Annotated in this window: 23 protein-coding genes and 2 tRNA genes; 9 read left to right on the forward strand and 16 right to left on the reverse strand. The window is 71.3% G+C overall.

The window, feature by feature from the left end; all coding sequences use genetic code 11:
- Positions 1-153 precede the first annotated feature (153 nt).
- The 4 genes from ACLJN9_RS08665 to ACLJN9_RS08680 are packed head-to-tail and all read left to right on the forward strand — an operon-like array spanning position 154 to position 3,540.
- On the forward strand, positions 154-1,923 hold the full coding sequence (locus tag ACLJN9_RS08665) for a proline--tRNA ligase (protein ID WP_410810593.1): 1,770 nt from the start codon (positions 154-156) through the stop codon (positions 1,921-1,923).
- 58 nt (positions 1,924-1,981) lie between these two features.
- Positions 1,982-2,407: a CBS domain-containing protein gene (locus ACLJN9_RS08670; protein ID WP_410810594.1), complete on the forward strand. Its 426-nt coding sequence runs from the start codon at positions 1,982-1,984 to the stop codon at positions 2,405-2,407.
- A 42-nt stretch (positions 2,408-2,449) separates the two neighbouring features.
- The gene (locus ACLJN9_RS08675) at positions 2,450-2,878 is read left to right on the forward strand and encodes a SufE family protein (protein WP_410810595.1); all 429 of its coding nucleotides are present in this window, start codon (positions 2,450-2,452) and stop codon (positions 2,876-2,878) included.
- Positions 2,879-2,898: 20 nt separating this feature from the next.
- Positions 2,899-3,540 carry a DsbA family protein gene (locus ACLJN9_RS08680; protein ID WP_410810596.1) on the forward strand — a complete coding sequence of 214 codons (642 nt, stop codon included), beginning with the start codon at positions 2,899-2,901 and terminating at the stop codon, positions 3,538-3,540.
- Positions 3,541-3,610: 70 nt separating this feature from the next.
- On the opposite strand, the gene ACLJN9_RS08685 is transcribed toward ACLJN9_RS08680, so the two are convergent.
- The 5 genes from ACLJN9_RS08685 to ACLJN9_RS08705 form a co-directional block, all read right to left on the reverse strand.
- Positions 3,611-4,159: a YbaK/EbsC family protein gene (locus ACLJN9_RS08685; RefSeq protein ID WP_410810803.1), complete on the reverse strand. Its 549-nt coding sequence runs from the start codon at positions 4,157-4,159 to the stop codon at positions 3,611-3,613.
- Between the two features lie 95 nt (positions 4,160-4,254).
- The gene (locus tag ACLJN9_RS08690; RefSeq protein ID WP_410810597.1) at positions 4,255-4,449 is read right to left on the reverse strand and encodes a hypothetical protein; all 195 of its coding nucleotides are present in this window, start codon (positions 4,447-4,449) and stop codon (positions 4,255-4,257) included.
- Between the two features lie 79 nt (positions 4,450-4,528).
- Positions 4,529-5,182, reverse strand: a complete 654-nt coding sequence (locus ACLJN9_RS08695; RefSeq protein WP_410810598.1) for a GAP family protein — start codon at positions 5,180-5,182, stop codon at positions 4,529-4,531.
- Positions 5,183-5,242: 60 nt separating this feature from the next.
- A complete protein-coding gene (locus ACLJN9_RS08700) occupies positions 5,243-6,619 on the reverse strand; it encodes an MFS transporter (protein WP_410810599.1) in 1,377 nt (458 codons plus the stop codon).
- 59 nt (positions 6,620-6,678) lie between these two features.
- The gene (locus ACLJN9_RS08705) at positions 6,679-6,939 is read right to left on the reverse strand and encodes a hypothetical protein (RefSeq protein ID WP_410810600.1); all 261 of its coding nucleotides are present in this window, start codon (positions 6,937-6,939) and stop codon (positions 6,679-6,681) included.
- A 238-nt stretch (positions 6,940-7,177) separates the two neighbouring features.
- Here ACLJN9_RS08705 and ACLJN9_RS08710 point away from each other — a divergent pair, with 238 nt between their 5' ends.
- Entirely contained in the window at positions 7,178-11,653 is a 4,476-nt protein-coding gene (locus ACLJN9_RS08710) for an HAD-IC family P-type ATPase (RefSeq protein WP_410810601.1), read from the forward strand.
- 27 nt (positions 11,654-11,680) lie between these two features.
- On the opposite strand, the gene ACLJN9_RS08715 is transcribed toward ACLJN9_RS08710, so the two are convergent.
- The gene (locus tag ACLJN9_RS08715; RefSeq protein WP_410810602.1) at positions 11,681-12,022 is read right to left on the reverse strand and encodes a hypothetical protein; all 342 of its coding nucleotides are present in this window, start codon (positions 12,020-12,022) and stop codon (positions 11,681-11,683) included.
- Between the two features lie 105 nt (positions 12,023-12,127).
- Here ACLJN9_RS08715 and ACLJN9_RS08720 point away from each other — a divergent pair, with 105 nt between their 5' ends.
- The 3 genes from ACLJN9_RS08720 (at position 12,128) to ACLJN9_RS08730 (ending at position 13,938) form a co-directional block, all read left to right on the forward strand.
- Positions 12,128-12,832 (forward strand): hypothetical protein, encoded by a 705-nt coding sequence (locus tag ACLJN9_RS08720; protein WP_410810603.1) that lies wholly within the window; start codon positions 12,128-12,130, stop codon positions 12,830-12,832.
- A gap of 95 nt (positions 12,833-12,927) precedes the next feature.
- A complete protein-coding gene (locus tag ACLJN9_RS08725) occupies positions 12,928-13,404 on the forward strand; it encodes a hypothetical protein (RefSeq protein WP_410810604.1) in 477 nt (158 codons plus the stop codon).
- Between the two features lie 132 nt (positions 13,405-13,536).
- Positions 13,537-13,938: a carboxymuconolactone decarboxylase family protein gene (locus tag ACLJN9_RS08730; RefSeq protein WP_410810605.1), complete on the forward strand. Its 402-nt coding sequence runs from the start codon at positions 13,537-13,539 to the stop codon at positions 13,936-13,938.
- Positions 13,939-14,134: 196 nt separating this feature from the next.
- On the opposite strand, the gene ACLJN9_RS08735 is transcribed toward ACLJN9_RS08730, so the two are convergent.
- The 6 genes from ACLJN9_RS08735 to gyrB all read right to left on the reverse strand — a co-directional run bounded on the left by ACLJN9_RS08735 (position 14,135) and on the right by gyrB (position 20,157).
- Positions 14,135-14,210, reverse strand: a tRNA-Ala gene (locus ACLJN9_RS08735).
- Positions 14,211-14,249: 39 nt separating this feature from the next.
- Positions 14,250-14,378: a DLW-39 family protein gene (locus ACLJN9_RS08740; protein WP_410810606.1), complete on the reverse strand. Its 129-nt coding sequence runs from the start codon at positions 14,376-14,378 to the stop codon at positions 14,250-14,252.
- A 42-nt stretch (positions 14,379-14,420) separates the two neighbouring features.
- Positions 14,421-14,494 (reverse strand) — tRNA-Ile (locus tag ACLJN9_RS08745).
- Between the two features lie 150 nt (positions 14,495-14,644).
- A complete protein-coding gene (locus tag ACLJN9_RS08750) occupies positions 14,645-15,553 on the reverse strand; it encodes a DUF3566 domain-containing protein (RefSeq protein ID WP_410810607.1) in 909 nt (302 codons plus the stop codon).
- 4 nt (positions 15,554-15,557) lie between these two features.
- Positions 15,558-18,080 carry a DNA gyrase subunit A gene (gene gyrA, locus ACLJN9_RS08755; RefSeq protein WP_410810608.1) on the reverse strand — a complete coding sequence of 841 codons (2,523 nt, stop codon included), beginning with the start codon at positions 18,078-18,080 and terminating at the stop codon, positions 15,558-15,560.
- Positions 18,081-18,210: 130 nt separating this feature from the next.
- The gene (gyrB, locus tag ACLJN9_RS08760) at positions 18,211-20,157 is read right to left on the reverse strand and encodes a DNA topoisomerase (ATP-hydrolyzing) subunit B (RefSeq protein WP_410810609.1); all 1,947 of its coding nucleotides are present in this window, start codon (positions 20,155-20,157) and stop codon (positions 18,211-18,213) included.
- A 522-nt stretch (positions 20,158-20,679) separates the two neighbouring features.
- Between gyrB and ACLJN9_RS08765 the strand changes: the two genes are divergently transcribed.
- Positions 20,680-21,234 (forward strand): hypothetical protein, encoded by a 555-nt coding sequence (locus ACLJN9_RS08765; RefSeq protein WP_410810610.1) that lies wholly within the window; start codon positions 20,680-20,682, stop codon positions 21,232-21,234.
- 38 nt (positions 21,235-21,272) lie between these two features.
- Here the strand turns inward: ACLJN9_RS08765 and ACLJN9_RS08770 are convergent, their stop codons facing one another.
- Genes ACLJN9_RS08770 through dnaN form a run of 4 tightly spaced genes read right to left on the reverse strand, consistent with a single transcriptional unit; the run spans position 21,273 to position 25,097 of the window.
- Positions 21,273-21,911, reverse strand: coding sequence for a DUF721 domain-containing protein (locus ACLJN9_RS08770; protein ID WP_410810611.1), 639 nt, complete (start codon positions 21,909-21,911; stop codon positions 21,273-21,275).
- Positions 21,901-23,034 carry a DNA replication/repair protein RecF gene (recF, locus tag ACLJN9_RS08775; protein ID WP_410810612.1) on the reverse strand — a complete coding sequence of 378 codons (1,134 nt, stop codon included), beginning with the start codon at positions 23,032-23,034 and terminating at the stop codon, positions 21,901-21,903. Before recF ends, ACLJN9_RS08770 begins: the two co-directional genes overlap by 11 nt.
- 16 nt (positions 23,035-23,050) lie before the next feature.
- Positions 23,051-23,923 carry a phosphogluconate dehydrogenase (NAD(+)-dependent, decarboxylating) gene (gene gnd, locus ACLJN9_RS08780; protein WP_410810613.1) on the reverse strand — a complete coding sequence of 291 codons (873 nt, stop codon included), beginning with the start codon at positions 23,921-23,923 and terminating at the stop codon, positions 23,051-23,053.
- A 40-nt stretch (positions 23,924-23,963) separates the two neighbouring features.
- Positions 23,964-25,097, reverse strand: a complete 1,134-nt coding sequence (dnaN, locus tag ACLJN9_RS08785; protein WP_410810614.1) for a DNA polymerase III subunit beta — start codon at positions 25,095-25,097, stop codon at positions 23,964-23,966.
- Between the last annotated feature and the right edge of the window lie 127 nt (positions 25,098-25,224).

Raw genomic sequence — 25,224 nt, forward strand, 5'->3', positions numbered from 1 at the left:
CCTTCGGGTCATGGTGCAGCGGACGTGATGCCTTCCCAGACGTCGCCCCGGGTACCGGGGGTTGCCGCTCAGGACGCCACTTCCCGACAGCCGCCCTCGCGTGGGGACCGAATTGCGTCGCCAGTTCCCGTGCGACGGTTCTAGGCTGCGCGAATGCTGCTACGCATGTCGACCCTGTTGCTGCGGACCCTGCGCGAGGACCCGGCCGACGCGGAGGTGCCGAGCCACCGGCTCCTGCTGCGCGCCGGCTACATCCGTCGTGCCGCACCGGGCGGCTACACCTGGCTGCCGCTGGGCAAACTGGTGCTGGATCGGATCACCGAGGTGGTACGCGCCGAGTTGGTCGCGATCGGCGACCAGGAGGTGCACTTTCCGGCGCTGCTGCCCGCCGAGCCCTACCGGACGAGCGGCCGCTGGACGGAGTACGGCGACGACATCTTCACCCTCGCCGACCGGCGCGGCGCCGAGCACCTGTTGGCGCCCACCCACGAGGAGTTGGCGGCGCTGCTGGTCAAGGATCTGTTCACCTCGTACCGGGACTTCCCGGTGACGCTGTTCCAGGTGCAGACGAAGTTCCGGGACGAGGCCCGACCCCGGGCCGGCCTGCTGCGCGGCCGGGAGTTCCTCATGAAGGACGCGTACTCCTTCGACCTGGACGAGGCGGGGCTGCGGGACGCGTACGCGCGGCACCGGGCGGCGTACCGGCAGATCTTCGACCGACTTGGCCTGGACTACACGGTGGTGCACGCCATGTCCGGGGCGATGGGCGGCTCGGCGTCGGAGGAGTTCCTGGCCGCCACACCGGTCGGTGAGGACACCTTCGTCGGGTGCACCGCCTGCGACTACGCGGCGAACACCGAGGCGGTCGTCACCCGGGCGCCCGCCGTCGGCGATCCGGCCGCGCAGCCGGCCGTCGAGGTGCACGACACGCCCGAGACCCCGACGATCGCGAGCCTGGTGGAGTTGGCCAACGCCCGCCGACTGGGTGGCCGGGACGGCTGGACGGCCGCCGACACCCTGAAGAACGTCGTGTTGACCGTGCGCCAGCCTGGCGCGGATCGCGCCGAGCCGCTGGTCGTCGGTGTGCCGGGTGACCGGGAGGTCGACCTGAAGCGGGTCGGTGCCGCCCTGCACCCGGCCCAGGTGGCGGTCTTCGAGGAGTGGGCCGACCATCCGGAGTTGGTCCGCGGCTACATCGGGCCGCAACTGCTCGACAAGTTGGGCATCCGCTACCTGGTCGATCCGCGGGTGGTGCCCGGCTCGGCCTGGTTGACCGGGGCGAACGAGCCCGGACGGCACGCGACCGCCGTGGTCTGCGGCCGGGACTTCACGCCCGAGGGCACCATCGAGGCGGCCGACGTGCGCGCCGGGGACCCCTGCCCGGACTGCGACACCGGCGAGCTGACCATCCGGCGGGGCATCGAGATCGGGCACATCTTCCAGCTCGGCCGCAGGTTCACCGACGCGTTCGCGGTCGACGTGCTCGGCCCGGCCGGCAAACCGGTCCGGCCGACCATGGGTAGCTACGGCATCGGGGTGTCCCGGGCGGTGGCGGCGATCGCCGAACAGCACCACGACGAGCGGGGGCTGGTCTGGCCGGCGGCGATCGCGCCGTGCGACGTACACCTGGTGGTTGCGGGCAAGGGGCCGCAGCTCGACGCGGCCCTGGAGCTCGGCGGGCGCCTCGCCGGCGCCGGCCTGCGGGTGCTGGTCGACGACCGCACGCACGTCTCGGCCGGGGTCAAGTTCACCGACGCCGAGTTGATCGGCATCCCGCGCGCCGTCGTGGTCGGCCGTCGCCTGGCCGACGGGTACGTCGAGGTGCGCGAGCGCGCCGGCGACAGGCGGACCGAGCTGCATCTGGACGGTCTGGTGCAGCGACTGGTCCACCAGGTGGACCAGGAGCGTGGGAACCTGGTGTAAGCGACGCGCCACGGGGTACCGCAGTTCGATCGGGTGGAATATGTCTTCGGAGGCTCTCATGACCAGTTACCGGGTCAGCGACGTGATGACCAAGCAGGTGGTGTATCTGCCGGCGGAGACCACCCTGGACGAGGCGGCCCGGGTGATGCGGGAGGCGGACATCGGCGACGTGGTGGTCACCGACGGTGCCAGCCTCGCCGGCATGCTCACCGATCGGGACATCGTGGTCCGGGCGGTCGCCGAGAACAGCTCGCCGGCCGCCACCACCATCGGCTCGATCGTGACCCGCGAGGTCGTCATGATCGAGCAGCACTGCACGGCGAACGAGGCGGCGGCGCTGATGCGCGACCGGGGCATCCGGCGGGTGCTGGTCTGCGACAGCGACCGCAAGTTGGTCGGCATCGTCTCGCTCGGTGACCTGGCCATGCAGCTCGACCCCACCAGTGCCCTCAGCGAGATCAGCGAACAGTCGCCGACCGTCTGAGGTGCGGGGAAGGGTCCTCGTCGGCAGCGGTAGCCTCGACGCATGGCTGACATGCCGGCCCGACTGGCCGAGATCGTCGACGAGTTCGCCTCCGCGCCCCGTGACCTGGTGCTCGAGATGCTGCTGGAGTACGCCGACGTCATCCCGCCGCTGCCGGCCGACGCCGCCGACCGCGAGGGCATGGAGCAGGTGCCGGAGTGCCAGACCTCGTTCTTCCTGCGCGCCCGGGTGACGCCGGAGCGGGCCGTGGAGACGGTGTTCGACTGCCCGCCGGAGGCGCCGACCACCCGGGCGTTCGCCGGGATCCTCGCCGAGGGGCTGGCCGGCGCGAGCGCCGAGGAGGTGCTGGCCGTGCCGGACGACCTCTACCAGCGGATGGGCCTGGCGCAGGCCATCAGCCCACTGCGGGTGCGCGGTGGCACCGCGATCCTGGGCCGGCTCAAGCGCCAGGTCCGGGAACAACTCGACTGAGCGCGGAGTTGCCACCGATCATGGAGATCGAGATCTACGCGGACGTCGTCTGCCCGTGGTGCTACATCGGCAAGCGTCGGCTGGAGCAGGCCCTTGCGAGCTACGACGGCGAGGTGACCGTCCGCTACCGGCCGTTCCAGCTCGACCCGTCGCCGGTGTCGGGGCCGCGTCCGCTGGTGGAGGCGATGGCCGGCAGGTTCGGCGGGGCGCAGCGGGCCCGTGAGATGTTCGCCCAGGTGACCGAGGTCGCGGCGGGTGAGGGCCTGCGGTTGGACTTCGACCGCGCGGTGACCGCGAACACCTTCGAGGCGCACCGGCTGGTCTCCTACGCCGCCGACCACGGCCTGGCCGCCGAGATGGTGGAGGCGCTCTACCAGGCCTACTTCACCCGGGGCGTCGATGTCGGCTCCCGGGACGCGCTGGCCACGCTGGCCGGCGGGGTCGGCCTGGACGCCGCCGACGTGCGCCGGTTCCTCGACTCCGACGAACGCACCGCCGACGTCAGCGCCGAGCTGGCCGCCGCGCGTGAGTTGGGCGTCACCAGCGTGCCGACCTTCGTGCTGGCCGGCAAGTACGCGGTCACCGGCGCCCAGGAGGCGCAGACGCTGCTGGCCGCCCTCGCCGAGGTGACACAGCGCGAGTCCGAGGCGCACTCCCACTGACCTTCGCGCCTCTTACCGGCATCGACGGGCGTGATGTTTCACGTGCAACGGTATCGATGGCGGTGCCCGGTCACGCCGGCCTGGCCAGCCCTTCGACCACCTGCGCGCCGGGCAGCGCACCCAGCGCCGGCCCGGGCAGCGCGATCTTGCTGTGCCGTACGCCCGATCCGATGATCACGTGCGGCGTGGCGATGACCCGGGCGTCCACCAGGATCGGCCACTGCGCCGGCAACCCGATCGGTGTGATCCCGCCGTACTCCATGCCGGTCAGGTCGACCGCGTCGTCCATCGGGGCGAAGCTCGCCTTGCGGACGTCCAACGCCCGGCGGGCCACCCCGTTCACGTCGGCCCGGGTGGTGGCCAGGATGATGCAGGCCGCGTAGCGGACCACACCGTCGCGCTTGCCGGCCACCACGACGCAGTTGGCCGAGACGTCCAACCCCACCTCGTACGCCGCGCAGAAGGCGGCGGTGTCGGCCAGGTCGGGGTCGATCGGCGCGACCAGCACGTCGTCGACGTCCACGGGCGCGTCGGCCGGCCACTCGGAGATGGCCGCCGCCACCGGCGGGGCGAGCAGGTCGAGGCGAACACGGGCCGGCTCGGTCTTCAGCGTTCCCATCACGGGTGTGATCCTCGCACCCGTGCTGCCGGAACCGCCCGGCGACTCCGGAGCCATCATGGCGCACCGCCTGTCCGGTTCGAACGACCGGCAGGTCAGTTGCCGGAGAGGAAGGCGTTGTCGCGCAGGAAGGCGCGGTCGCGGGAAGCGGCGGCCTCCGCGGCGCGCTGGGCGTTGGCCCGTTGCGACTCCAGGTCCTCCAGGGCGTGCCGGACACCCAGCCGGATCACGCCGTAGAGGAAGACGAAGCCGAAGACGTACAGGATCACGGTGGTCACGACTGCGAACATGCCGTCACGCTAAGGCGAACGTGAACCGGGCTTCCTCTCATCTCCGTCCGTTCCCCCGTACGTGTCAGTGCGGGTGGCGTCATCCGGAGCGGATCAGGTCCAGCACGGTGAGCAGCGCGAAAAAGCCGATCAGTGCCTCGTTGACCACCCAGGCGTGTCTCTCTGCCCACTCACGCATGCGGGCCAGCACCCGCGCCGCACGGCGGCCGAGCAGAAGCAACGCGAGCAGCGGCAGGGCCAGCAGGGTCACCGTGAGCAGGACGAACGGCAGCAGGTGCCACCACGGCAGGTCGTGTCGGGCCACGCTCGCTCCGACCGCGGCCATCGTCAGGTCGTCGGTGGGCGTCGCCACGAAGAGCAGGGCACCCAGCCGCAGCGCCCAGCGCGGATCGGCGTGCCCGATATCTCCCAGCCACCGCGGCGGCCCGGACCGGTTGCGACGCAGCCAGACCACCACGGCCAGGCTGAGCAGCAGGGCGAGCACCACCAGGTCGATGGCGGGGCCACGATCGACCCGGCCGGCGAGCGCGCTGACGTCGGTGACCACACCGCCCACCAGCCGGGTGAGCAGCCAGCCCACCGTCACTCCGGCGGCGACCACCAAGCCGGCGCCGGCGAGGAAGCCCAGCGAGGCGGCCCGGGGCCGATCCGACGAGGCGAGGAAGACCGCCACGACCAACTGGGTCCCGGCGACCATCACCACGGCCAGTGGCAGGACGGTCAGGAAACTCATCGCCCGCCATCCTGCCGGCCGTCCCGCCTCGGGCGAGGCCGAACACCGGGATCACCCGCCCTACCGCGCGTCCCCGCCCACCACCACCCGGCCCGCCAGCAGCGCACCGAGCAACGCCAGGCCGGCGGTGACCGCCAACGTCACGGCGTAGCTGGCCGGGCCCGGCGCGCTGCCGGCCGCCAGCACCGCGCCGGTGAGCGCCAGTACGGTCGCCGCGAAGAGTGAGTCACCCAGTTGCAGCGAGGAGCTGTTGCGGCCCTGTTCCCCGGGTGCGGACAACTCGAGGGTGAGCACCGACAACGACGGGTAGAGCAACCCCATCCCGAGGCCGGCGACCGCCCAGCCCAGCACGGCGACGGCCACCGGCAGGTCCGGCCGGACGGCCAACGCCACCGTGGCGGTACCGACGGTGATGCAGCTCAGCCCGGCCCGGGGCAGGCTGGCACGGGAGGCCGGCAGAGGGATCCGGCCCTGCACCCAGGACCCCACCGACCAGGCCAGCGCACCGACCGTGAGAACCAGCCCGGCGGCCGTCGGCGACAGCCCGCGCTCCCGGGACAGCATCAACGGAATGACGACCTCGGCGCCGACGAACGCCGCCGAGGCCAGACCCCGCAGCCCGATCACGGTGGGCAGACCCCTGGCGGCCCGGAGGAACCCGGCCGGCAGCAGGCGCGGGGCGCAGATCAGCAGGCCGGCCACGGCGAGCGCGATCAGGACGAGGGCCGCCGCGCCGCGCTGCTGTCCCCCGATGTGCAGCAGTGCGGCGCTCGCCCCCGCCCCGCACGCCCAGCCGATCCGGGCCACCGCGCCGGCCGGCGGCCGGGTCGGCACACTCGCCTCGAGCGACCGCAGGCCGGGGTGGATCAGCAGCACCGCCGGCACCGCCACCGCAGGCACCACCAGGAAGACCCAACGCCAGCCCAGATGCTCCACGATCAGGCCGGCCAGCGCCGGCCCGACCAGCGACGGAACCACCCACGCCGCCGCGAACGCGGCGAAGATCCGCCGGTGCAGTTCCTCCGGGTACGCGTGCCCGACGATCACGTACAGCGCCACCGAGAGCAGCCCGGAGCCGAAGCCCTGCACCACCCGGCCAACGACCAGGGCACTCATCACCGGGGCGGTGCCGGCGATGAGCAGCCCGACCACGAACCAGGCGACGCCGTGCCACATCGGTCCACGGGGTCCTCGCGCGTCGCACCAGATCCCGGAGACCACCATGGCCACCACGCCCGCGGCGAACGGGCCACCGAAGGCGATTCCGTACAGCGCCAGCCCGTCCAGGCTGCGGGCGACGGTCGGCATCGCCGTGCCGACCGCCAGCGCCTCGAACGCGAGCAGCGAGATCAGCGCGACGCTGCCCACGGTCATCGCCCGCAGTCTGGGCGCGAACAGTCCGGGCGGGACCGGTGCGGCGGTGGCGAGTGGGCTCATGGCCCGATCCTGGGACCTCAACCCGTATTCATGTCAATCGAAGGTGGCCGGTCTCTCAGTCAGGCGCTCTGCAACGCGTCCCCGAAACCTCGTACCAGCCCGGAAAGGTGCTGATCGGCCAGCACGTGACCGGCGGCGATCACCAGGGCCATCGGCCACTCGATGACCTGGAGCGCGGCGAGCACCCCGATCCCGGCGTAGTAGACGAGCTTGTCCGGCGGTGGGACCGCCACCTCGCCCAGCATCGGCACCTCCACCCGCTTGCTGTACATCCGGACCGTCTCGCGTGACCCGTTGAGATGTCTTGTCAGTGTGCTCATTCCGGCCTCCCCCTGTCCGGTGACGATCGCCGGGTTCCACCGTCGACGCCGTCCATGCGCTGCCGACGAGGGAAAGTTCCGCTGCTCGGGGGGGCATAACGGATGGCAGGTCGGGAAGCCATGCCGTCGGACGCGAGGCGGTGGCGCCGGACGCGAGGCGGTGGGAGGACGAGATGGCCGAGGGCAGAACCAGCAGCAGCGAGGAGCCGGGCCTGCGTCCGTCCAGCCGAACGCCTCGATGACGGCGGCGGGTCGCGCGGCCGGCCGCCTCCTACCGACCATCGGCGTGCCGCACCTCGTCGGTGAGGCGTCCCGGACCCTGGGCTCAGCCGCGACCCGGATGGCCCGCACGGCCGGGCTGACCAAGCGTCGGGTGTGGTCCCGTCCCGGGCGGCACCACATCGAGGTGCACGGCGTCTGCCAGGACGGCGGCGACCGGCTGGCCCGGCAGGTCGAGGGCGCGTTGGAGCGGCTGCCGGGGGTGGCCTGGGCACGGGTCAACGCACCATCCGGCCGCGTGGTGGTCGCCGTACTGCCCCCGGAGCCGAAGCTGCGCGACCTGATCGCCACGATCGCCCGGATCGAGAAGACCTGCGACCACGAGCCCGACCCGGAGATCCCACCACCGCACCCACCGGAGGAAGGGCCCCGCACTCCGCGCACCCTGGGAGCACTGGCCTCCGACGCGCTGGGCCTCACCCTCTCGGCGGCCACGCGGATCCTGCCGTTCGCGCCGGTGCCCGGCGAGGTTGCCGGGCTGCTCGCCGCGGTGGACCTGCAGCCGAAGCTGCACGCGCTCGCCGGCCGGGGGCTGCGCGCCGACCCTCGCGCCGACATCCTCTTTCCGCTCGCCGAAGCGGTGGTGCAGGGTCTGGCCGGCGGCTGGGCGGGAATCGTCGTGGACAGTGCCCAACGGATCGTGCAGTGGGGCGAGGCGCGGGCCCAACTCACCGCGTGGGAACGGGCCGAGCCGCGGCTCACCGGCGACCCGCAGCGCGCCGCCGCGCGTTGGCCGGTGGTGGACCGGCCACGCCCGAAGCCGGACGGCCCGGTCGAGCGGTACGTCAACCGGATGCTGGCCGCCGGCGCGGCGGCCGCGGCCGCGGCGGCACCGGTGGCCGGGCGCAAACGGGCCTCCGCGCTCGGCCTGTCCGCGCTGCCCAAGGCCCCGGGGAGTGGACGCGAGGGGTACGCCGCCCAACTCGGCCAGATCCTGGCCCGACGCGGGGTCATCGCCATGGACCGCAGCGTGCTGCGGGAGCTGGACCGGATCGACACGCTGGTCCTCGACGCCGCGGTGCTCGGCTCGGACCGGGGAGTGCTGGCCGACCTCGCCCCGGTTTCCGGCGCGGCCGTCGACCAGGTGGCGGAGCGGGCGTTCGCCCTGTTCGACCCGACCGACCCGGCCGGCTCGCGGGCGGCGGACGGTTGGCGGCTGGGACCGCTGGACCAGTTGGCCGCCGGCGACCCGGGTGACATCCCGGACGGCGATCGGCTGCGAACGGCAGGGGGTCACCTGCTCGGTCTGGCCGACGGCGACCGGCTCGCCGCGTTGCTCCGGGTGGAGCCGGAGCCGGCTCCCGGCGTCGACGGCCTGCCGGCCGCCGCGCGACACGCTGGGCTGCGGCTCGTGGTGGCCGGCGACGACGAGCAGCGGTACGGCTTCGCCGATGCGATGCTTCCCGGCGGGGAGCAGCTCACCGAGTCGGTGCGCGCGTTGCAGCGCGACGGTGCGGTGGTGATGCTGGTGTCCGCCGATCGGGAGGCCCTCGGCGCGTCCGACTGCGGTCTCGGAATGTCGGCCCCGGAGGAGCTGCCACCGTGGGGCGCGCACCTGCTGGTCGGTGCGGATCTGCGGGTGGTGGCTCTGCTGATCGAGGCGACCGGGGTGGCCCGGCGGATGACCGAGCAGAACATCCGGCTGGGCCTGGCCGGCACCGGTCTCGGCGCGCTGGGCGCGTTCACCGCCGCACCCACCCAACTGCCCCAACGGTCGTTGGTCGCGGTGAACGGCGCAGCCGGGTTGGCCTTCGCACACGGCGTCTGGCGGGCCCGGCGGCTGCCCGACCAGTCGGACACCCCGGCGCCGGTCGCGACCGCCTGGCACCTGATGCCGGTCGGCGCCGTGTTCGACCGCCTCGGCACCGGACCGGACGGCCTGGGCAGCGCGGAGGCGCAGCGCCGCAGCGACGGGCGCGGCGCGAGCGGCGGTGACGCACCCGGAACCGGCGGCCTGCTGCGCGCGTTCGTGGACGAGCTGGCCAACCCGCTCACCCCGGTGTTGGCCGCCGGGGCGGTGCTCTCCGCGTCGTTCGGCTCACTGGTCGATGCCGCGCTGGTGGGCGGCGTGGTCGGCGGGTCCGCCCTGATCGGGGCCGTGCACGAGCGCAACACCGAACGGTCGCTGGCGGAGCTGCTGTCCCGTTCGGCGGTGACCGCCCGGGTCCGCCGCGACGGCGCAGAGCGGGTGGTCGCCGCCGAGGATCTCGTCCTCGGGGACGTCATCGCGGTCGAGCCCGGCGACTCGGTGCCCGCCGACTGCCGGGTGCTCGAATCTGTGGGGCTGGAGGCGGACGAGTCGTCGCTGACCGGTGAGTCGCTGCCGGTCGCCAAGACCGACCGACCGGTTGTCGCCGCCGCCGTCGCCGACCGGCACTCGATGCTGTACGAGGGCACCACCGTCGCCGCCGGGCACGGCACTGCCGTGGTGGTGGCAATGGGTGCCGACACCGAGGCCGGGCGCAGCCTGGCACTGGTCCGGCAGGCGCCACCAACCAGCGGGGTGGAGGCACGCCTGGGTTCGTTGACGAGCCTCGCCGTCCCGATGGCCGCCGCCTCTGCGGTGGCGGTGGCCGGGGCGGGTCTGCTCCGGGGCGTACCCCTGGCCGAAACGGCGGCGACCGCCGCCAACCTCGCCGTGGCGTCGGTGCCGGAGGGGTTGCCCTTTCTGGTCAGTGCCGCGCAGCTGGCCGCCGCCCGGCGGCTGGCCGAGCACGGCGCGCTGGTCCGCAACCCGCGCACGATCGAGGCGCTGGGTCGGGTGGACGTGCTCTGCTTCGACAAGACCGGCACGCTCACCGAGGGCCAGTTGCTGCTCGCCGGGGTCGGCGACGGCGTGGCCGACCGGTACGCCCCGGTGGACCGGCTCGACGACAGGCTCCGATTGACGCTGGCCACGGCGTTGCGGGCCACTCCCGCCGCGGCGAACCCGGAGGAGTTGGCCCTGCAGACCGACCGCGCGGTGTGGAAGGGCGCCGCGACAGCTCAGGTGGTGGAACAGACCGGCGCCGACGGCTGGCGGGCTGCCGGCGGGCTGCCGTTCGAGCCGTCCCGCGGTTACCACGCGAGCGTCGGGGAGACCGGTGGTCACCTGCTGTTGAGCGTCAAGGGCGCGCCGGAGTCGGTGCTGCCGCGCTGTTCGGCCCGGCGCACCGACGGCCGCCAGGAGCCGTTGGACGACGCCGGCCGTGCGGAGTTGCAGCGGCTGCTCGCCGACCGGGCCGGAGCGGGGCACCGGATCCTGGCCGTCGCCGAATGCCGGGTGGACGACGCGAAGGTGACCGACGGGGACGTCCGGGGCCTGACCTTCGTGGGCTTCCTGGCCCTCGCGGACGGGGTCCGGGAAAGTGCCGCCCCGGCCGTGCGGCGCATCCGGCAGGCGGGCGTGCACACCATCATGATCACCGGCGACCACCCGGCGACTGCCGAGGCGATCGCCGCCACCATCAGCGAGCACGTCGAGCAGCGGGTGGTCACCGCCGGCGAACTCGACCAGTTGGACGACGAGGCACTCGCTGAGCGGTTGATCCGCACGGACGTGGTGGCCCGCTGCACCCCGGCCCACAAGGTGCGGATCATCCAGGCGTTGCAGAAGTGCGGGCGTACCGTGGCGATGACCGGCGACGGCGCCAACGACGCCCCGGCGATCCGGCTGGCCGACGTCGGCATCGCCCTCGGCCAACGGGGCACCCCGGCCGCACGGGCAGCCGCCGACCTGGTGGTCACCGACGACCGGTTGGAAACCATCATCGCCACCCTGGTCGAGGGCCGGGCGATGTGGTCGTCGGTGCGGCACGCGCTCAGCATCCTGGTCGGCGGCAACCTCGGCGAGATCGCGTTCAGTGTGCTCACCGCTGCCGCGACCGGTCGTTCCGCGCTCACCGGGCGGCAGTTGCTCCTGGTCAACCTGCTCACCGACCTGGCACCGGCGTTGGCCATCGCGATCCGCCCGCCCGCCGCGGACAAGACCGACGGCCTGCTCCGGGAGGGCCCGGACGTGTCACTCGGCGAAACCCTCACCAAGGAGATCGGGCTGCGGGCGGCAGCCACCACGCTGGGCGCGACCGCCGGCTGGACGCTGGCCCGGTACACCGGCCGTCGACAGCGGGCGGGAACCGTCGCGCTGATCTCCCTGGTCGGCACCCAACTGGGCCAGACCGTCCTGGCCGGCGGTACCAGCCCGGCGGTGCTCGCGTCCACGGCGGCGTCGATGGGGGCGCTCGCCGTCGTCGTGCAGACACCAGGGTTGAGCCAGTTCTTCGGCTGCACCCCGATCGGGCCGGTCGGTTGGACGATCGGGGCCGGATCCGCGCTCGGGGCCACCTTCGCCAACGGAGCGCTCACCAAGCTGGTGGAGCACCTGCCACAGCTCGACGGTGGCTCCGGCGAGCGGCCGCCGACGGACGGCGACAGGGCGGTTCCGTCCACTGATTGACCGCCGGGGTTGCCAGATGGCCTGCTGCTATCCGGTGTGAACGATTGATCCGAGGTCGCCGCCAGCGTCGTGTACCACGAAGGCGTCACGAGGTGGACTGGGCTCCACCCAGCACAGGCCGCCCCGAAACTCCACCCCCGGAACGTCGCCGACGAGCCCGCTGATGTCCACCACGCTCGCCATCGAGCTGGGGAGATCGGCCCGCAACTCGTCGGCCGCCCTGTCGAGGTCGTCCTCCTCCGCGGACCAGTCGATGCCGGCGGCCCGCAGTTCGGCGATCGCCTGACCGGTCACGGCGGCGGGATCAGTGACGACCACGTCGACCCGGCAGTACAGGTGCATGGTGAGGGGCGCCGACTGTTCGTCCATACCAGGATCATGGTCGGTGCGCGCCGCACAGGACAGCTCGACAACGAAGGCGCCCGGCCGGAACGCGGGTCTGTGCGGGCCTACCCGCTAGAGAGAGCGACCACCATGCTGAAGGACATGCTCGCCGAACCGACGATGCTCCTCGTCCACAGTCCGCTCCTCACCTCGGCGACATGGGACGGCATGCGGCCGTATCTCGAAGCGGCGGGATGGCGGGTGGCGGTACCCGACCTCCGCGCCCTGGTCGAGCGGCCGTCCTTCCACGCCGCAGTCTGCGCCGCAGCGGCCGCCAGCGTCACCCGCGCTGCGCGTACCGTCGTCGTAGGCCACAGTCGCGCGGGTGCCTACCTCCCCGGCATCGCCGACGCGATCGGCGGCGACCGGCTGGACGTCGTCTTCCTGGATGCCCGCCTGCCGCACGCGGGCACCAGCTGGGTCGGGTCAGTGCCGGCGGAGCGGGCAGCGTGGCTGCGGACGATGGCGGTTTCGGGCCGGCTACCGACCTGGGACAGTTGGTTTCCCGCCCACTCTCTCGAAGATCTTCTGCCCGAGCCCGGCCAGCGACGCCGATTACTGCACGGCCTACCCGAGCTGCCGTGGCAGGTCGTCTCCGAGGTGCTACCGATGGCGGGGAGGGCGTGGGACGCCGCCGAGCACGTCTACCTTCAACTGAGCGCCGCGTACCAGTCCACAGCAGAGCAGGCGAACGAGTACGGGTACCGGGTCCAACGCCTGGACGCCGATCACCTGGCGATGGTCACACAGCCGGCGGCGGTAACGGATCTCCTCTTGTCGGCACTGTCGGCATAGCCAGCTCGGATCGGTGACCACCACGCCGACCCGGCAATACAGACCGACGTCGGGCTCTCGTCCAGACGACATCGACAGACGCTACGGTTTGCGCCATGAGTCGTGGCTCTCCACGGATGCTGGCCATCTGGATGGCCCTGCTGCTGATCACGACGCAGGTGGGGTGTGCACGCCAGGAGGCGGCGTCCTCCCCGGCCGAGCCGTGGACTCGCGACGGTCAGGCCGTCGGCATGGATGTGATCGAGTCCCACGACGGGGAACGCCACTGCGGGTGGCAGAAGGCCCGCTTTCTGGGTCTGTCGTCCCCCATCCATTCGGCTCCGGCCGGCACCCCCGGAGTCGCCCAGTACGTCCGGGATCCGGAGGGCGTACTCGACCGGGCAGACCTGCGCACCGCCTTCCGACCGAACGCGGTGCTCCCGCCGGACGCCGAACCCACCGGCTACCAGCGCAACGGGACGGAACTCTGGCTCGCCGACAGTGATCGGCACCTGATGGCGTACCTGGTCAGTGAGGACTCTGGACGGGCCGAGGCATGGCCGCGTGCCGACCCGCCGATCGGCTGCGACTAGCGACTCGCCCGATGCCGGGTGTTCCAGGCACCCGAATGAGCAATAAGGCACAAGTGAGCGCTCGAACGCCTACCGTCAACGGGCACGCAGCTTGTGGCGGGCTGCCAGCTGGACATCCTCCTGGAGACAACCATGACGCCCGAAGAGCAGTACGAACACGGCCTGATGATCATGCGGCAGATCGACGGCGAGGTCGGCCAGCGGGTTGTCGACAACCTCGCCGACATCTCCCCCGGACTCAGCCGCCAGGTCGTTGCCTGGGCCTTCGGCGAGATGTACGCCCGGCCCGGCCTGCCGCCGCGGGACCGGCAACTGGTCACCCTCGGCATGCTGACCGCGCTCGGTGGCGCCGAACCGCAACTCGAGGTGCACGTCAATGCCGCGCTCAACGTCGGGCTCAAGCCCGCCGAGATCGTTGAGGCGCTGCTGCACTCCGCTGCCTACTGCGGAATCCCCCGAGCGCTCAATGCCACCTTCGTCGCCAAGAAGGTCTTCGCCGAGCGCGGCCTGCTCCCCGTTGCCGACGCCAACTGAGCGGGCTTCCACTCGCCATGCCCTGCACAGAACCCCTAAGCCGAGACATGACGGAGAAGCCGATCAAGACGGACGTACCGGTGCGATGACCTCGCCCGCATCCCTCGACAGGTCGCCCGCGTTTCCGCTGTCGGCTGTGCCGAATCTGTGCCCGATGATCTCTAACTGAGCTTCGGTGCAGCTCACAGGCTGTGTGTGGTGGAGCCCAGGGGACTCGAACCCCTAACCCCTGCCTTGCAAAGGCAGTGCTCTGCCAGTTGAGCTAGGGCCCCGTGCTCGCCTGCGACGCCGGTCGTTCGGCGCCGCAGCCGTCAGCGCAGGTCGGGCGCGGTGGTCGCCTCGTGCCACAGGGCACGCTCGTCGCTGGAGGCCTTGACCTTGTTGAACACGACGGCGGCCACACCGACCACGCCAGCCAGAATCAGCAGCTTCTTGAACATGGGGCGATCCCTTGCGCTCGACTATCGTCGGACGACCTGCGGTGGGGCTAGATGGAATCGAACCATCGACCTCAGAGTTATCAGCTCTGCGCTCTAACCGACTGAGCTATAGCCCCGCGTTGCGACGAGCAAGATTAACCCATCCGCTCAGCCGACCCCAAATCGGGGTCCGGCATACGCGCCGGGTCGTTGACGCCCCCAGAACCTACCCGGGTACGGGGCGCCGAGGCGACCGCATATTCGCGGCGCCCCGGCGCTCCAACCGGTCAGTCCCGCTCGGCGAGGGTCAGCTCGATCCCGCCGACCAGGTCGGCGCACACGTTGTAGACGAACGCGCCCAGCGTCGCCAGCGCGGTGAACAGCACCACGTTGACCAGGCCGATCAGCGCCGAGCTGAGGATCACACCCTTGGCGGTGATCTGGAAGCCGTTGGTGCTCTGCCCACCACCGGCGTTGACCAGGTCACTCAGGCTGTCGTTGACGCTCTGGAACACACCCATCGCGTCCAGCGCCAGGTAGAGCACCGAGGTGGCCACCACCACGACGATGAAGAGCACCACCGAGACGGCGAACGCGAACTTCATCACGGACCAGGGGTCGATCCGCTTGAGGTTCAGCCGGGCCCGACGCGGTCCGCGGGACGCGGCCGAGCTGACCGAGGTACGCGCGGAACGTACCGCGTCACCGACCCGGGCCGCCCCGACGGCGGACGCGTTGCCGATACCCGGTGGCAGGCCGCCTCCGGTGGCGGGACGGCCTGCGGGGGCGGCGCGCCCCTGGTCCGGCTGCGGCTGGGTCATGCCGGGGGTGATCCGCGGTTGGGTACCGGTGGACCCGGTGGACGTGGCCTGGCCGGCTCGGACGTTCACCGGCTGGGTGGTCGTGGGACGGGCCGGGGTCGCTGCCGCGGCCACCGGGGGTGTGCCGGCGGAGGCTGGAGCCTCCGCCCCGGACGTCTCGGTCCTGTCGCCCGACCCACCGTCCTCGCCGGACTGGTCCGGCGGTGGTGACATACCGGGGGCCCGGGTGAATTTCGGGGCAGGCGCATCGGCGGGGACCGTTGCCCGGCCCACGGCCGCGCGGCCGGTCGCTGGTGTGCCGCTCTTGGCGGCCTCCTCGTCGACCGGGTTGGCCGAGGTCCCCGTGTTCCCCGACTTCGCCTGTGTCTCCGTCATTCAACTAGTCCTGTTCGTCAGGCTCGTCGGCATTGCGAGCAATCGCCACGATAGTCACGCCGTCCGGGAGGTCCATCAGCTTGACCCCCATTGTGTTCCGGTCACGCGTACGGCGTACAGGCTTCACCGGAGTCCGGATGACACCGCCGTTGCTCGTGATCGCGAACAGCTCGTCGTCCGGGTCGATCACGACCGCGCCGACGAGACCACCGCGCCGCTCGGTGATCTTCGCAGTCAGCACGCCTTTACCTCCCCGGCCCTGGACCGGGTATTCCTCGATCGGAGTACGTTTCGCGTAACCCCCGTTGGTGGCCACCAGAACGTCCAGACCCTCCCGAACGACCTCCATGGCGAGCAGGACGTCATCGTCGGTGAAACGCATGCCGATCACGCCCGACGTGGCCCGTCCCATCGGCCGCAGCGCCTCGTCGGAGGCGCTGAACCGGATGGCCTGCGCCTTCTTGGAGACCAGCAGCAGGTCGTCGTCCGGAGCAGCAAGCGCCGCACCGACCAGCTCGTCCTCATCGCGCAGGTTGATCGCGATGATTCCACCGGAACGGTTGGAGTCGAACTCCTCGAGCCGCGTCTTCTTCACCAAGCCGTTCTTCGTGGCCAGTACCAGATAGGGGGCCACCTGGTAGTTCGGGATTTCGATGATCTGAGCGATCTGCTCGTCGGGCAGGAACGCGAGCAGGTTGGCCACGTGCTGGCCCTTGGCTACCCTACTGGCCTCCGGCAGCTCGTACGCCTTGGCCCGGTACACACGTCCCTTGTTGGTGAAGAACAGGATCCAGTCGTGCGTTGAGCATACGAAGAAGTGGCTGACAATGTCGTCCTGCCGGAGCGTGGCACCGCTGACGCCCTTGCCGCCCCGCCGCTGCGAGCGGTAGAGGTCGGCCTTGGTCCGCTTGGCGTAGCCGGTCCTGGTGATCGTGACGACCACGTCCTCCCGCGCGATGAGGTCCTCCATGGAGACCTCGCCGTCGAACGGGATGATCTGGGTGCGCCGGTCGTCGCCCCACTTGGCGACGATCTCGCCCAACTCCTCCGAGACGATCCTCCGCTGCCGCTCCGGCTTGGCGAGGATGTCCTTGAGATCCGCGATCTCGATCTCCAGCTTGGCCAGGTCGTCCACGATCCGCTGCCGCTCCAGCGCGGCCAGCCGGCGCAGCTGCATGTCCAGGATCGCGGTCGCCTGGATCTCGTCGATCTCCAGCAACCGGATCAGGCCCTGCCGCGCGTCGTCCACGGTCGGCGACCGGCGGATCAGCGCGATCACCTCGTCCAACGCATCCAGCGCCTTGCCCAGACCGCGCAGGATGTGCGCCCGCTCCTCGGCCTTGCGCAACCGGAACGCGGTCCGCCGGCGGATCACGTCGATCTGGTGCTCGACGTAGTAACGGATGAACTGCGCCAGGTTGAGCGTGCGCGGCACCCCGTCGACCAGGGCCAGCATGTTGGCGCCGAACGTCTCCTGGAGCTGGGTGTGCTTGTAGAGGTTGTTCAGCACCACCTTCGCGACCGCGTCGCGCTTGAGCACCAGCACGATCCGCATGCCGGTACGCCCGGAGGACTCGTCGCGGATGTCGGCGATCCCGGCGAGCTTGCCCTCCTTGATCAGCTCGGCGATCCGCTCGGCCAGGTTGTCCGGGTTGACCTGGTAGGGCAGCTCGCTCACCACCAGGCAGGGCCGGCCCCGCTTGTCCTCCTCGACCTCCACCACGGCGCGCATCCGGATCGAGCCACGACCCGTGCGGTACGCGTCCTGGATCGCGGTCGTGCCCACGATCAGTCCGTGGGTCGGGAAGTCCGGGCCCTTGACGATGCCGAGCAGCGCCTCGAGGGTGGTCTCCTCGTCCTCCTCCGGGTGCTCCAGGCACCACTGCACCGCCGCACCGATCTCGCGCAGGTTGTGCGGCGGGATCTTGGTGGCCATGCCGACCGCGATGCCCTCGGAGCCGTTCACCAGCAGGTTCGGGATCCGAGACGGCAGGATCGTGGGCTCCTTGGCCCGGCCGTCGTAGTTGTCCTGCAGGTCGACGGTGTCCTCGTCGATGTCCCGCAGCATCTCCATGGCCAGCGGGTCGAGCTTGCATTCGGTATATCTCATGGCGGCAGCCGGATCGTTACCGGGCGAACCGAAGTTGCCGTTGCCGTCGACCAGCGGATACCGCAGCGACCAGGGCTGTGCCATGCGGACCAGCGCGTCGTAGATCGCCGAGTCGCCGTGCGGGTGGAACTGACCCATCACGTCGCCGACGACCCGGGAGCACTTCACGTAGCCGCGGTCCGGCCGGTAGCCGGAGTCGAACATCGCGTAGAGGATCTTGCGGTGGACCGGCTTGAGGCCGTCCCGGACGTCCGGCAGCGCTCGGCCGACGATGACGCTCATCGCGTAGTCGAGGTAGGAGCGCTGCATCTCCACCTCGAGCCCGACCGGTTCGATCCGGTCGTGCGCGACCACGGCGGCGACGGCTTCGGCTGGGGCCTCGGGCTCGTTCGGTGTGGACTCGGGGGAATCGGTCACTGTATACCCTTATCAGACTCAGAGTCGTTTTCGTGCTGTGGATAACGGCTGTGGATACCGGCCAAGCTGTGGATAACTCTGTGGATCGGGGGGTCGGTCGGGTGCGACCCAACCGACCCCCCGGAGTCCGTCAGATGTCCAGGAACCGGACGTCCTTGGCGTTGCGCTGGATGAACGACCGGCGCGCCTCGACGTCCTCACCCATCAGCACGCTGAACAACTCGTCGGCGGTCGCCGCGTCGTCGAGCGTGACCTGACGCAGGGTGCGGGTTGCCGGGTTCATCGTGGTCTCCCACAGCTCGGGATAGTTCATCTCACCGAGGCCCTTGAACCGCTGGATGTCGTCCGGCTTGGCGTTCGGCTTCTTCTGCTGGCGCAGCGCGATCAGCCCGTCCCGCTCGCGGTCGGAGTAGGCGTACTGCGCGTCGTCGCCCTTCTTGTTCCACTTGATCTTGTAGAGGGGCGGCGCGGCCAGGTAGACGTTGCCCATCTCGACCAGCGGACGCATGAAGCGGAACAGCAGGGTGAGCAGCAGCGTCTGGATGTGCTGGCCGTCGACGTCCGCGTCGGCCATCAGCACCACCTTGTGGTACCGCAGCTTCTCCATGTCGAAGTCGTCGTGGATGCCGGTGCCCAGCGCGGTGATCAGCGCCTGGACCTCGTTGTTCTTCAGCACCCGGTCGATCCGGGCCTTCTCCACGTTGAGGATCTTGCCGCGGATCGGCAGGATCGCCTGGGTCCGTGGGTCGCGGCCCTGCTTGGCCGAGCCACCGGCCGAGTCGCCCTCGACGATGAAGACCTCGGACTCGCGCGGGTCGGTGGACTGGCAGTCGGCCAGCTTGCCCGGCATCGAGCCGGACTCCAGCAGCGACTTGCGCCGGGCCAGCTTGCGCGCCTGCTGCGCGGCGATCCGGGCCCGGGCCGCCTGGGACGCCTTCGTGATGATCATCTTGGCCTCGGCCGGGTTGCGGTCGAACCAGTCGACCAACCGGTCGTTGCAGACCCGCTGCACGAAACTCTTCACCGGGGTGTTGCCGAGCTTGGTCTTGGTCTGGCCCTCGAACTGCGGGTTGGCCAGCTTGACCGAGATGATCGCCGCGAGCCCTTCCCGGATGTCCTCACCGGAGAGCTTCTCGTCGCCCTTGAGCAGCTTCTTGTCGGTGCCGTACCGGTTGACCACGCTGGTCAGCGCGGACCGGAAGCCCTCCTCGTGGGTGCCGCCCTCGTGCGTGTTGATCGTGTTGGCGAAGGTGTAGACCGATTCGCCGTACGACTCGTTCCACTGCATCGCGATCTCGAGCGACATGCCCTCCTCCTCGGCGCCGAACTCGACCACCGTCTTGTGGATCGGGCTCTTCGAGGCGTTGAGGTGTCGGACGAAGTCGGCGATGCCGCCCTCGTAGAAGAAGGTCACCTCACGCTGCCGGCCGTCCTCCTCCTCGGCGACCCGCTCGTCGAGCAGGTGGATGCTCAGCGCGCGATTGAGGAAGGCCATCTCCTGCAGGCGTCGGTAGATCGTCTGGAAGTCGAAGTCGACGGTCTCGAAGACGTCGGGGTCGGGCCAGAAGGAGACCGCCGAGCCGGTGCGGTCGGTGGCCTCGCCCTTGTCCAGAGGGCCGGGCTTGGAGTTGTCGTACTGCTGCCGCCACACGAAGCCGGACTTGTGGATCTCCACAGCCATCCGGGTGGAGAGCGCGTTCACGACCGAGACGCCGACGCCGTGCAGACCACCGGAGACGGCGTACGCCTTGCCGTCGAACTTGCCACCCGCGTGCAGCACGGTCAGCGCGACCTCGACGCCCGGCTTCTTGAGCTTCGGGTGGAGGTCGACCGGGAAGCCACGGCCGTTGTCGGTGACCCGGACCCCACCATCGGCCTGCAGCACGACGTCGATGGTGTCGCAGTATCCGGCCAGCGCCTCGTCGACAGCGTTGTCGACGACCTCCCAGACGAGGTGGTGCAGACCGCGCTCGCCGGTGGACCCGATGTACATACCGGGCCGCTTGCGAACGGCCTCCAGCCCCTCGAGAACGGTGATCGACTCTGCGCCGTACTCCTGCTTGTCCTGCGCTGCCACCCTCGGCCACTTTCTCGCGTCGTCGGCGCCGGTAGGGCGCGTCGGGCGCGGGTTCGGCGGACAGGACGCGACGTCGGCGCGCGGACCGGCGCCGGAGACCTCCGGACAGCGGGTCGAACGCGCCGGTCGCCGCGGTTGCCCGCGGATCGCGATCGGCTCGACCCGACGTGGAGAATGATCTCGGGGCCACCGGCCCCGTCCCTCGCTCCGCACCGGGTCTTCGTCTCACCGTCAATCCTACTGTGCGCGGAGGACAGAACCACCACTCGGCACCCTCAACGAGGCGGCTGAGAAGTCCGTAGCCGGCAGAACCCCGCTGCCCGCGACTCCCCCCACACGCCAGCCTCCGATCGGACGCGCCGCCGCCGAACGGGTTGACCCGCAGCCGGGCGGGTCGGGGGTCGCGGTCGGATCGCCAGTGCCGTACGTTTGCGGCGCCCCGGAAGCGGCCTTGATCTTTACGGGGCGGAACCGGGACGATCGACCCGATCGACCCGACACGTGCTCTCTAAGAGGTGACAGATGGGGCTGGACAACGTCGCGGTGCACTGGCCGCGGACCGGCCGCTTCTATGATCCGGTCGCGCCGGCCGAGTTCGTCGACTTCGGCGAGATCGTCGACCTGCCGCGGATCTCCGCGCCGACGGCGGCGCTGGCCGAGTTGATCGCGAAGACCGGCACCGTCCGGGCGACCGCGTATACCGTGCTGGTGGATCTGCTGCTCGGTCTCGAAGGTGTGTTGTACGCCACAGACGCAGCCGCCGAGGACGAGGATCCGGTGATCGATCCGGACGGCTGCGCCTGGATCGCCGGCGGCATCGAGCGGTTCGTGGCCGGTCACCGCCCCCACGGCGAGGCGGTCACCTTCGAATCGGTGAGCGCCGTGCTGCGTTCGCTGCTCGGTGACGGGCGGTTGGCCGAGCAGCAACTGCGCTGGCTGGACAGCCGGCTCGACGCGCTGCGCGACGAGAGCGGCGATCCGCCGCAGTGGAACTTCACCTGCGCCGAGTTGGGCGTGCTGGCGGCGTTCTACCGGCGCTGCACCGAGCGCGGTTTCGCCGTCTACGCCGACGCCTGACCGGCTGCGTGGGGCCGAGCGGCGGCCCACAAGCCCGCTCAGCCGTAGGTGTCCCGAGGCCCCCGACCCCGCACCCGGCGCGGCCCCTTCGACCAGGACGGCGCCGCCGGGCCGTGGATGTGCAACCTGCGCACCACGTTGTGGCCGACCTCGCGGCCGATCTGCTGCAGCAGCGAACCGGCGAGCAGCCGCAGCTGGGTCGCCCAGGCGGTGGAGCGGGCCTCCACGGTCAGCTCGCCGTTCTCCAGTTTGACCGGCCGGCTGTGCTGGGCCACCTCCGCGCCGACCACCCGCTCCCAGGCGCCGAACACCGTGGCCTCGGCCGCCGGCTGCTGCCAACCACGCGCCTTCACGAGCCGGTTCAGCACCGCGCTGAGCGGCTGTGGGTCACGCGGGTCGGGGCCCGGGCCGGAATAGCCGCGCAACCGCCGCCCGGAGCCGCCGGCGCCGTCGCCACTCCCGCCACCGCCAGGGGTACGCCGGGCTCGGGCCGCCGCCTGCCGGCGGGACAGCGCCGCGTCGAGCACCGCCCGGGCCAGCTCCGGCCCGGCGGGGGCCTGCCCACCCGCGTCGGCGCCGCCGGTCGTTCCCGATCCGGGGGTACGTGCGGCCGCCGCGTCACCCGAGCCGGCCCGCCGGCCGGCATCTCCCCGGTTGGTGCCCGACTCATCCGACACGGCGTACCGTCCCCTCGCCGACCTGGTAGCGGATGCCGCGCAGCGCGGCCGGCACATCGTCGTCCACCGCGCAGGTGACCAGTAGCTGGCTCGCCCCGCCGACCAGTTCCGCCAGCCTCTCCCGGCGTCCGGTGTCCAGCTCGGCGAAGACGTCGTCGAGCACCAGCACCGGCTCGATACCGTCGGCGCGCAGCAGGTCGTACCCGGCCAGTCTCAGCGCGAGCGCGAACGACCAGGATTCGCCGTGGCTGGCGTACCCCTTGGCGGGCAGCGGGCCGAGAGTCAACGCCAACTCGTCGCGGTGCGGGCCGACCAGGGTCGTGCCTCGTTCGATCTCGGCGGTGCGGGACGCGACGAGGGCCGCGGTCAACGCGTCCGCCAACGCGGCCCGATCAGTGGTCGGCTCGGCCAGCTCGATCGACGGCCGGTAGGCGATGCCCGCAGCGCCCCGGCCGGCGGCCACCGCGTCGTACGCCTTGGAAACGTGCGGCGCCAGCGCGGCGACCAGCTCCAGCCGGCCGGCGAGCAGTTCCGCGCCGTGCTGGGCGAGGTGGGTGTCCCAGACGGCCAGGGTGCCGAGGTCGCCGCCCCGGGACCCGCCGGTCTTGCGGGCCAGGTACGCGGTGCGCAACAGGGCGTTGCGCTGCTTGACCACCCGCTCGTAGTCGGCCCGTACACCCGCGTACCGGGGCTGCCGGTTGACCAGCAGGTCGTCCAGGTAGCGGCGACGCTCCGCCGGGTCGCCCCGGATCAGCTCCAGGTCCTCCGGGGCGAACAGCACGAGGCGCAGGGCACCGAGCACGTCCCGGGCCCGACGCGCCGGAGATCTGCCCAGCCGGGCACGGTTGGCCTTGCCGGGCACGATCTCCAGCTCGACAAGGAGTTCCCGCCCGTCGTGCGTCACCGCGCAGCGGATCACCGCCGAGGTGGCGCCCATCCGGACCAGGGGCGCGTCCGTGGCGACCCGGTGCGAGTCCAGGGTCGCCACGTAGCCCAGCGCCTCGACGAGGTTGGTCTTGCCGACGCCGTTGGCGCCGATCAGGACGTTCGCCCCCGGCTGGAGGTCGACGGCGACCCGCTCGTACGAGCGGAAGTCGACCAGTTCCAGCCGGTGGACGTACACAGGGTGTGGATACCGCTCAGCGCTTGTGGACGGCGTGGCCGCCGAACTGTTGGCGCAGCGCGGCGACGGCCTTCATGGCCGGCGAGTCGTCCTGCCGGGAGGCGAACCGGGCGAACAGCGAGGCGGTGATGACGTTCAGCGGCACGGCCAGCCGGACCGCCTCGTCGACCGTCCACCGGCCCTCGCCGGTGTCCTCGGTGTAGCCGCTCAGGTCGGCCAGCTCCGGATCCTCGTCGAGGGCCCGGTCCAGCAGGTCGAGCAGCCAGGAGCGCACGACGGTGCCCTCCCGCCAGGACTTGAAGACGCCCGGCACGTTGGTCACCAGCTCGGAGGCGGTGAGCAGCTCGTAGCCCTCGGCGTAGGCGTGCATCAGCCCGTACTCGATGCCGTTGTGCACCATCTTGGAGTAGTGCCCGGCGCCGACCGGCCCGGCGTGCACGAAGCCGAACTCGCCTTCCGGCTTGAGGGCGCTGAAGATCGGCATGAGCCGGTCGACGTGCTCCTGGGCACCGCCGACCATCAGCCCGTAGCCGTTCTGCCGGCCCCAGACACCACCGGAGACACCCACGTCGATGTAGCCGATGCCGCGCTCGTTGAGTCGCTCCGCCCGCGGGGCGTCGTCGCTGAACCGGGAGTTGCCGCCGTCGATGATGATGTCGCCCTCGCCGAGCACCTCGGCGAGCTCGTCGATGGTGGCGTCGGTGACGCCGGCGGGGACCATGACCCAGACCGCGCGCGGCGACTCGAGCTTGGCCGCCAGCTCGGCGAGGGTCGCCGCGTCGCTCAGCTGCGCGTTGTGGTCGAAGCCGATCACCTCGTGGCCGGCCGCCCGCAACCGCTCGCGCATGTTGCCGCCCATCCGGCCGAGTCCTACCAGGCCGAGCTGCATCTGTTCCTACCTCCGTGGATCTGGGTGTTGCTGAACGCGATCAGCGGGACACGCGGATCGGCATGATGAGGTACCGGTACCCGGGGATGACTTCGCCATCCTCGCCGGCGGGAGAAATCACCGCGGGCTTGAAGGCGTCGACGAACGCGAGCATGGCCGTCTGCGAGCCCAGGTTGGCCAGGCCGTCGATGAGGTACTGCGGGTTGAAGCCGATGGTCAGCGCGTCACCGGTGAAGGTGGCCTCCATCGCCTCGCTGGCCCTCGCCTCCTCGGAACCACCGGCCTCGACGACCAGCCCGTCGGCGCTGAAGCTGAGCAGCACCGGGGTGGTCCGTTCCGCGACCAGCGCGACTCGCTTGACCACCTCGATGAGGGTGCTGACCGGCACGCGGGCCTCGGCGTTGTGGGTGGCCGGGAAGAGCGAACGCACCGGCGGGTAGTTGGCGCCGTCGAGCAGCCGGCTGGTGGTCCGCCGGGTGCCGCCCGCGAGGCCGACCATGCCCTCGCCCGCCGCGCCCTGGGCGAGGGCGAGGGTGACCTCGCCGCCGATCGGGCCGAGCGCCTTGGCGGTGTCGTTCAGGGTGCGGGCCGGCACCAGGGCGTTGATGCTCACGTCGGGGTCGTCCGGCGACCACTGGATCTCGCGCAGCGCCAGCCGGTAGCGGTCGGTGGCGAGCATCGACAGGGTGCTGCCGGAGAGCTCGACGCGAACGCCGGTCATCATCGGCAGTGTCTCGTCGCGGCCGGCGGCGATGGCCACCTGGGCGACCGCGGTGGCGAACGCCGCGGCGTCGACCGTGCCGGTGCTCTGCGGCATCTCGGGCAGCGCCGGGTAGTCCTCCACCGGCATGGTGGGCAGGGTGAACCGGGCGCTGCCGCAGACCAGCTCGAGGTGGGCGCCGACCGCGGCGATGTCCACCGGCTTGGCCGGCAGCGCCTTGGTGATCTCGGCGAGCAGGCGGCCGGAGACGAGCGCGGCGCCGTCGGCATCGCCCTGCACCTCGACGGTGACCTGGCTGGAGACCTCGTAGTCGAACCCGGAGACCCGCAGGTTGCCGTCGGTGACACGGAGCATCACGCCGGCGAGCACCGGTACGGATGGCCGGTTCGGCAGACTCTTCGCGGTCCAGGCCACGGCCTCAGCGAGCGCGTCGCGCTCTACTCGGAACTTCATCAATGCCTCCGCGTCGACGTCAGCGACAACTCTCTCATGCCGACCGCTGCCTACCTCCCGCCCAACCGTGCGGGTACCCATCGCACCTTAGGGCGCGGGGGCATCGGCTGTGCGCCCGACCCCGTGG

The organism is Micromonospora sp. 067-2 (genome assembly GCF_046549295.1).
Classification (GTDB): Bacteria; Actinomycetota; Actinomycetes; order Mycobacteriales; family Micromonosporaceae; genus Micromonospora.

What these genes read in the sequence shown, in the direction of transcription:
- ACLJN9_RS08665 (WP_410810593.1), top strand. Translation starts at nt 154, where the DNA reads ATGCTGCTACGCATGTCGACCCTGTTGCTGCGGACCCTGCGCGAGGAC.
- ACLJN9_RS08670 (WP_410810594.1), top strand. Translation starts at nt 1,982, where the DNA reads ATGACCAGTTACCGGGTCAGCGACGTGATGACCAAGCAGGTGGTGTAT.
- ACLJN9_RS08675 (WP_410810595.1), top strand. Translation starts at nt 2,450, where the DNA reads ATGGCTGACATGCCGGCCCGACTGGCCGAGATCGTCGACGAGTTCGCC.
- ACLJN9_RS08680 (WP_410810596.1), top strand. Translation starts at nt 2,899, where the DNA reads ATGGAGATCGAGATCTACGCGGACGTCGTCTGCCCGTGGTGCTACATC.
- ACLJN9_RS08685 (WP_410810803.1), bottom strand. Translation starts at nt 4,159, where the DNA reads ATGGGAACGCTGAAGACCGAGCCGGCCCGTGTTCGCCTCGACCTGCTC.
- ACLJN9_RS08690 (WP_410810597.1), bottom strand. Translation starts at nt 4,449, where the DNA reads ATGTTCGCAGTCGTGACCACCGTGATCCTGTACGTCTTCGGCTTCGTC.
- ACLJN9_RS08695 (WP_410810598.1), bottom strand. Translation starts at nt 5,182, where the DNA reads ATGAGTTTCCTGACCGTCCTGCCACTGGCCGTGGTGATGGTCGCCGGG.
- ACLJN9_RS08700 (WP_410810599.1), bottom strand. Translation starts at nt 6,619, where the DNA reads ATGAGCCCACTCGCCACCGCCGCACCGGTCCCGCCCGGACTGTTCGCG.
- ACLJN9_RS08705 (WP_410810600.1), bottom strand. Translation starts at nt 6,939, where the DNA reads ATGAGCACACTGACAAGACATCTCAACGGGTCACGCGAGACGGTCCGG.
- ACLJN9_RS08710 (WP_410810601.1), top strand. Translation starts at nt 7,178, where the DNA reads ATGACGGCGGCGGGTCGCGCGGCCGGCCGCCTCCTACCGACCATCGGC.
- ACLJN9_RS08715 (WP_410810602.1), bottom strand. Translation starts at nt 12,022, where the DNA reads ATGGACGAACAGTCGGCGCCCCTCACCATGCACCTGTACTGCCGGGTC.
- ACLJN9_RS08720 (WP_410810603.1), top strand. Translation starts at nt 12,128, where the DNA reads ATGCTGAAGGACATGCTCGCCGAACCGACGATGCTCCTCGTCCACAGT.
- ACLJN9_RS08725 (WP_410810604.1), top strand. Translation starts at nt 12,928, where the DNA reads ATGAGTCGTGGCTCTCCACGGATGCTGGCCATCTGGATGGCCCTGCTG.
- ACLJN9_RS08730 (WP_410810605.1), top strand. Translation starts at nt 13,537, where the DNA reads ATGACGCCCGAAGAGCAGTACGAACACGGCCTGATGATCATGCGGCAG.
- ACLJN9_RS08740 (WP_410810606.1), bottom strand. Translation starts at nt 14,378, where the DNA reads ATGTTCAAGAAGCTGCTGATTCTGGCTGGCGTGGTCGGTGTGGCCGCC.
- ACLJN9_RS08750 (WP_410810607.1), bottom strand. Translation starts at nt 15,553, where the DNA reads ATGACGGAGACACAGGCGAAGTCGGGGAACACGGGGACCTCGGCCAAC.
- ACLJN9_RS08765 (WP_410810610.1), top strand. Translation starts at nt 20,680, where the DNA reads ATGGGGCTGGACAACGTCGCGGTGCACTGGCCGCGGACCGGCCGCTTC.
- gnd (WP_410810613.1), bottom strand. Translation starts at nt 23,923, where the DNA reads ATGCAGCTCGGCCTGGTAGGACTCGGCCGGATGGGCGGCAACATGCGC.
- dnaN (WP_410810614.1), bottom strand. Translation starts at nt 25,097, where the DNA reads ATGAAGTTCCGAGTAGAGCGCGACGCGCTCGCTGAGGCCGTGGCCTGG.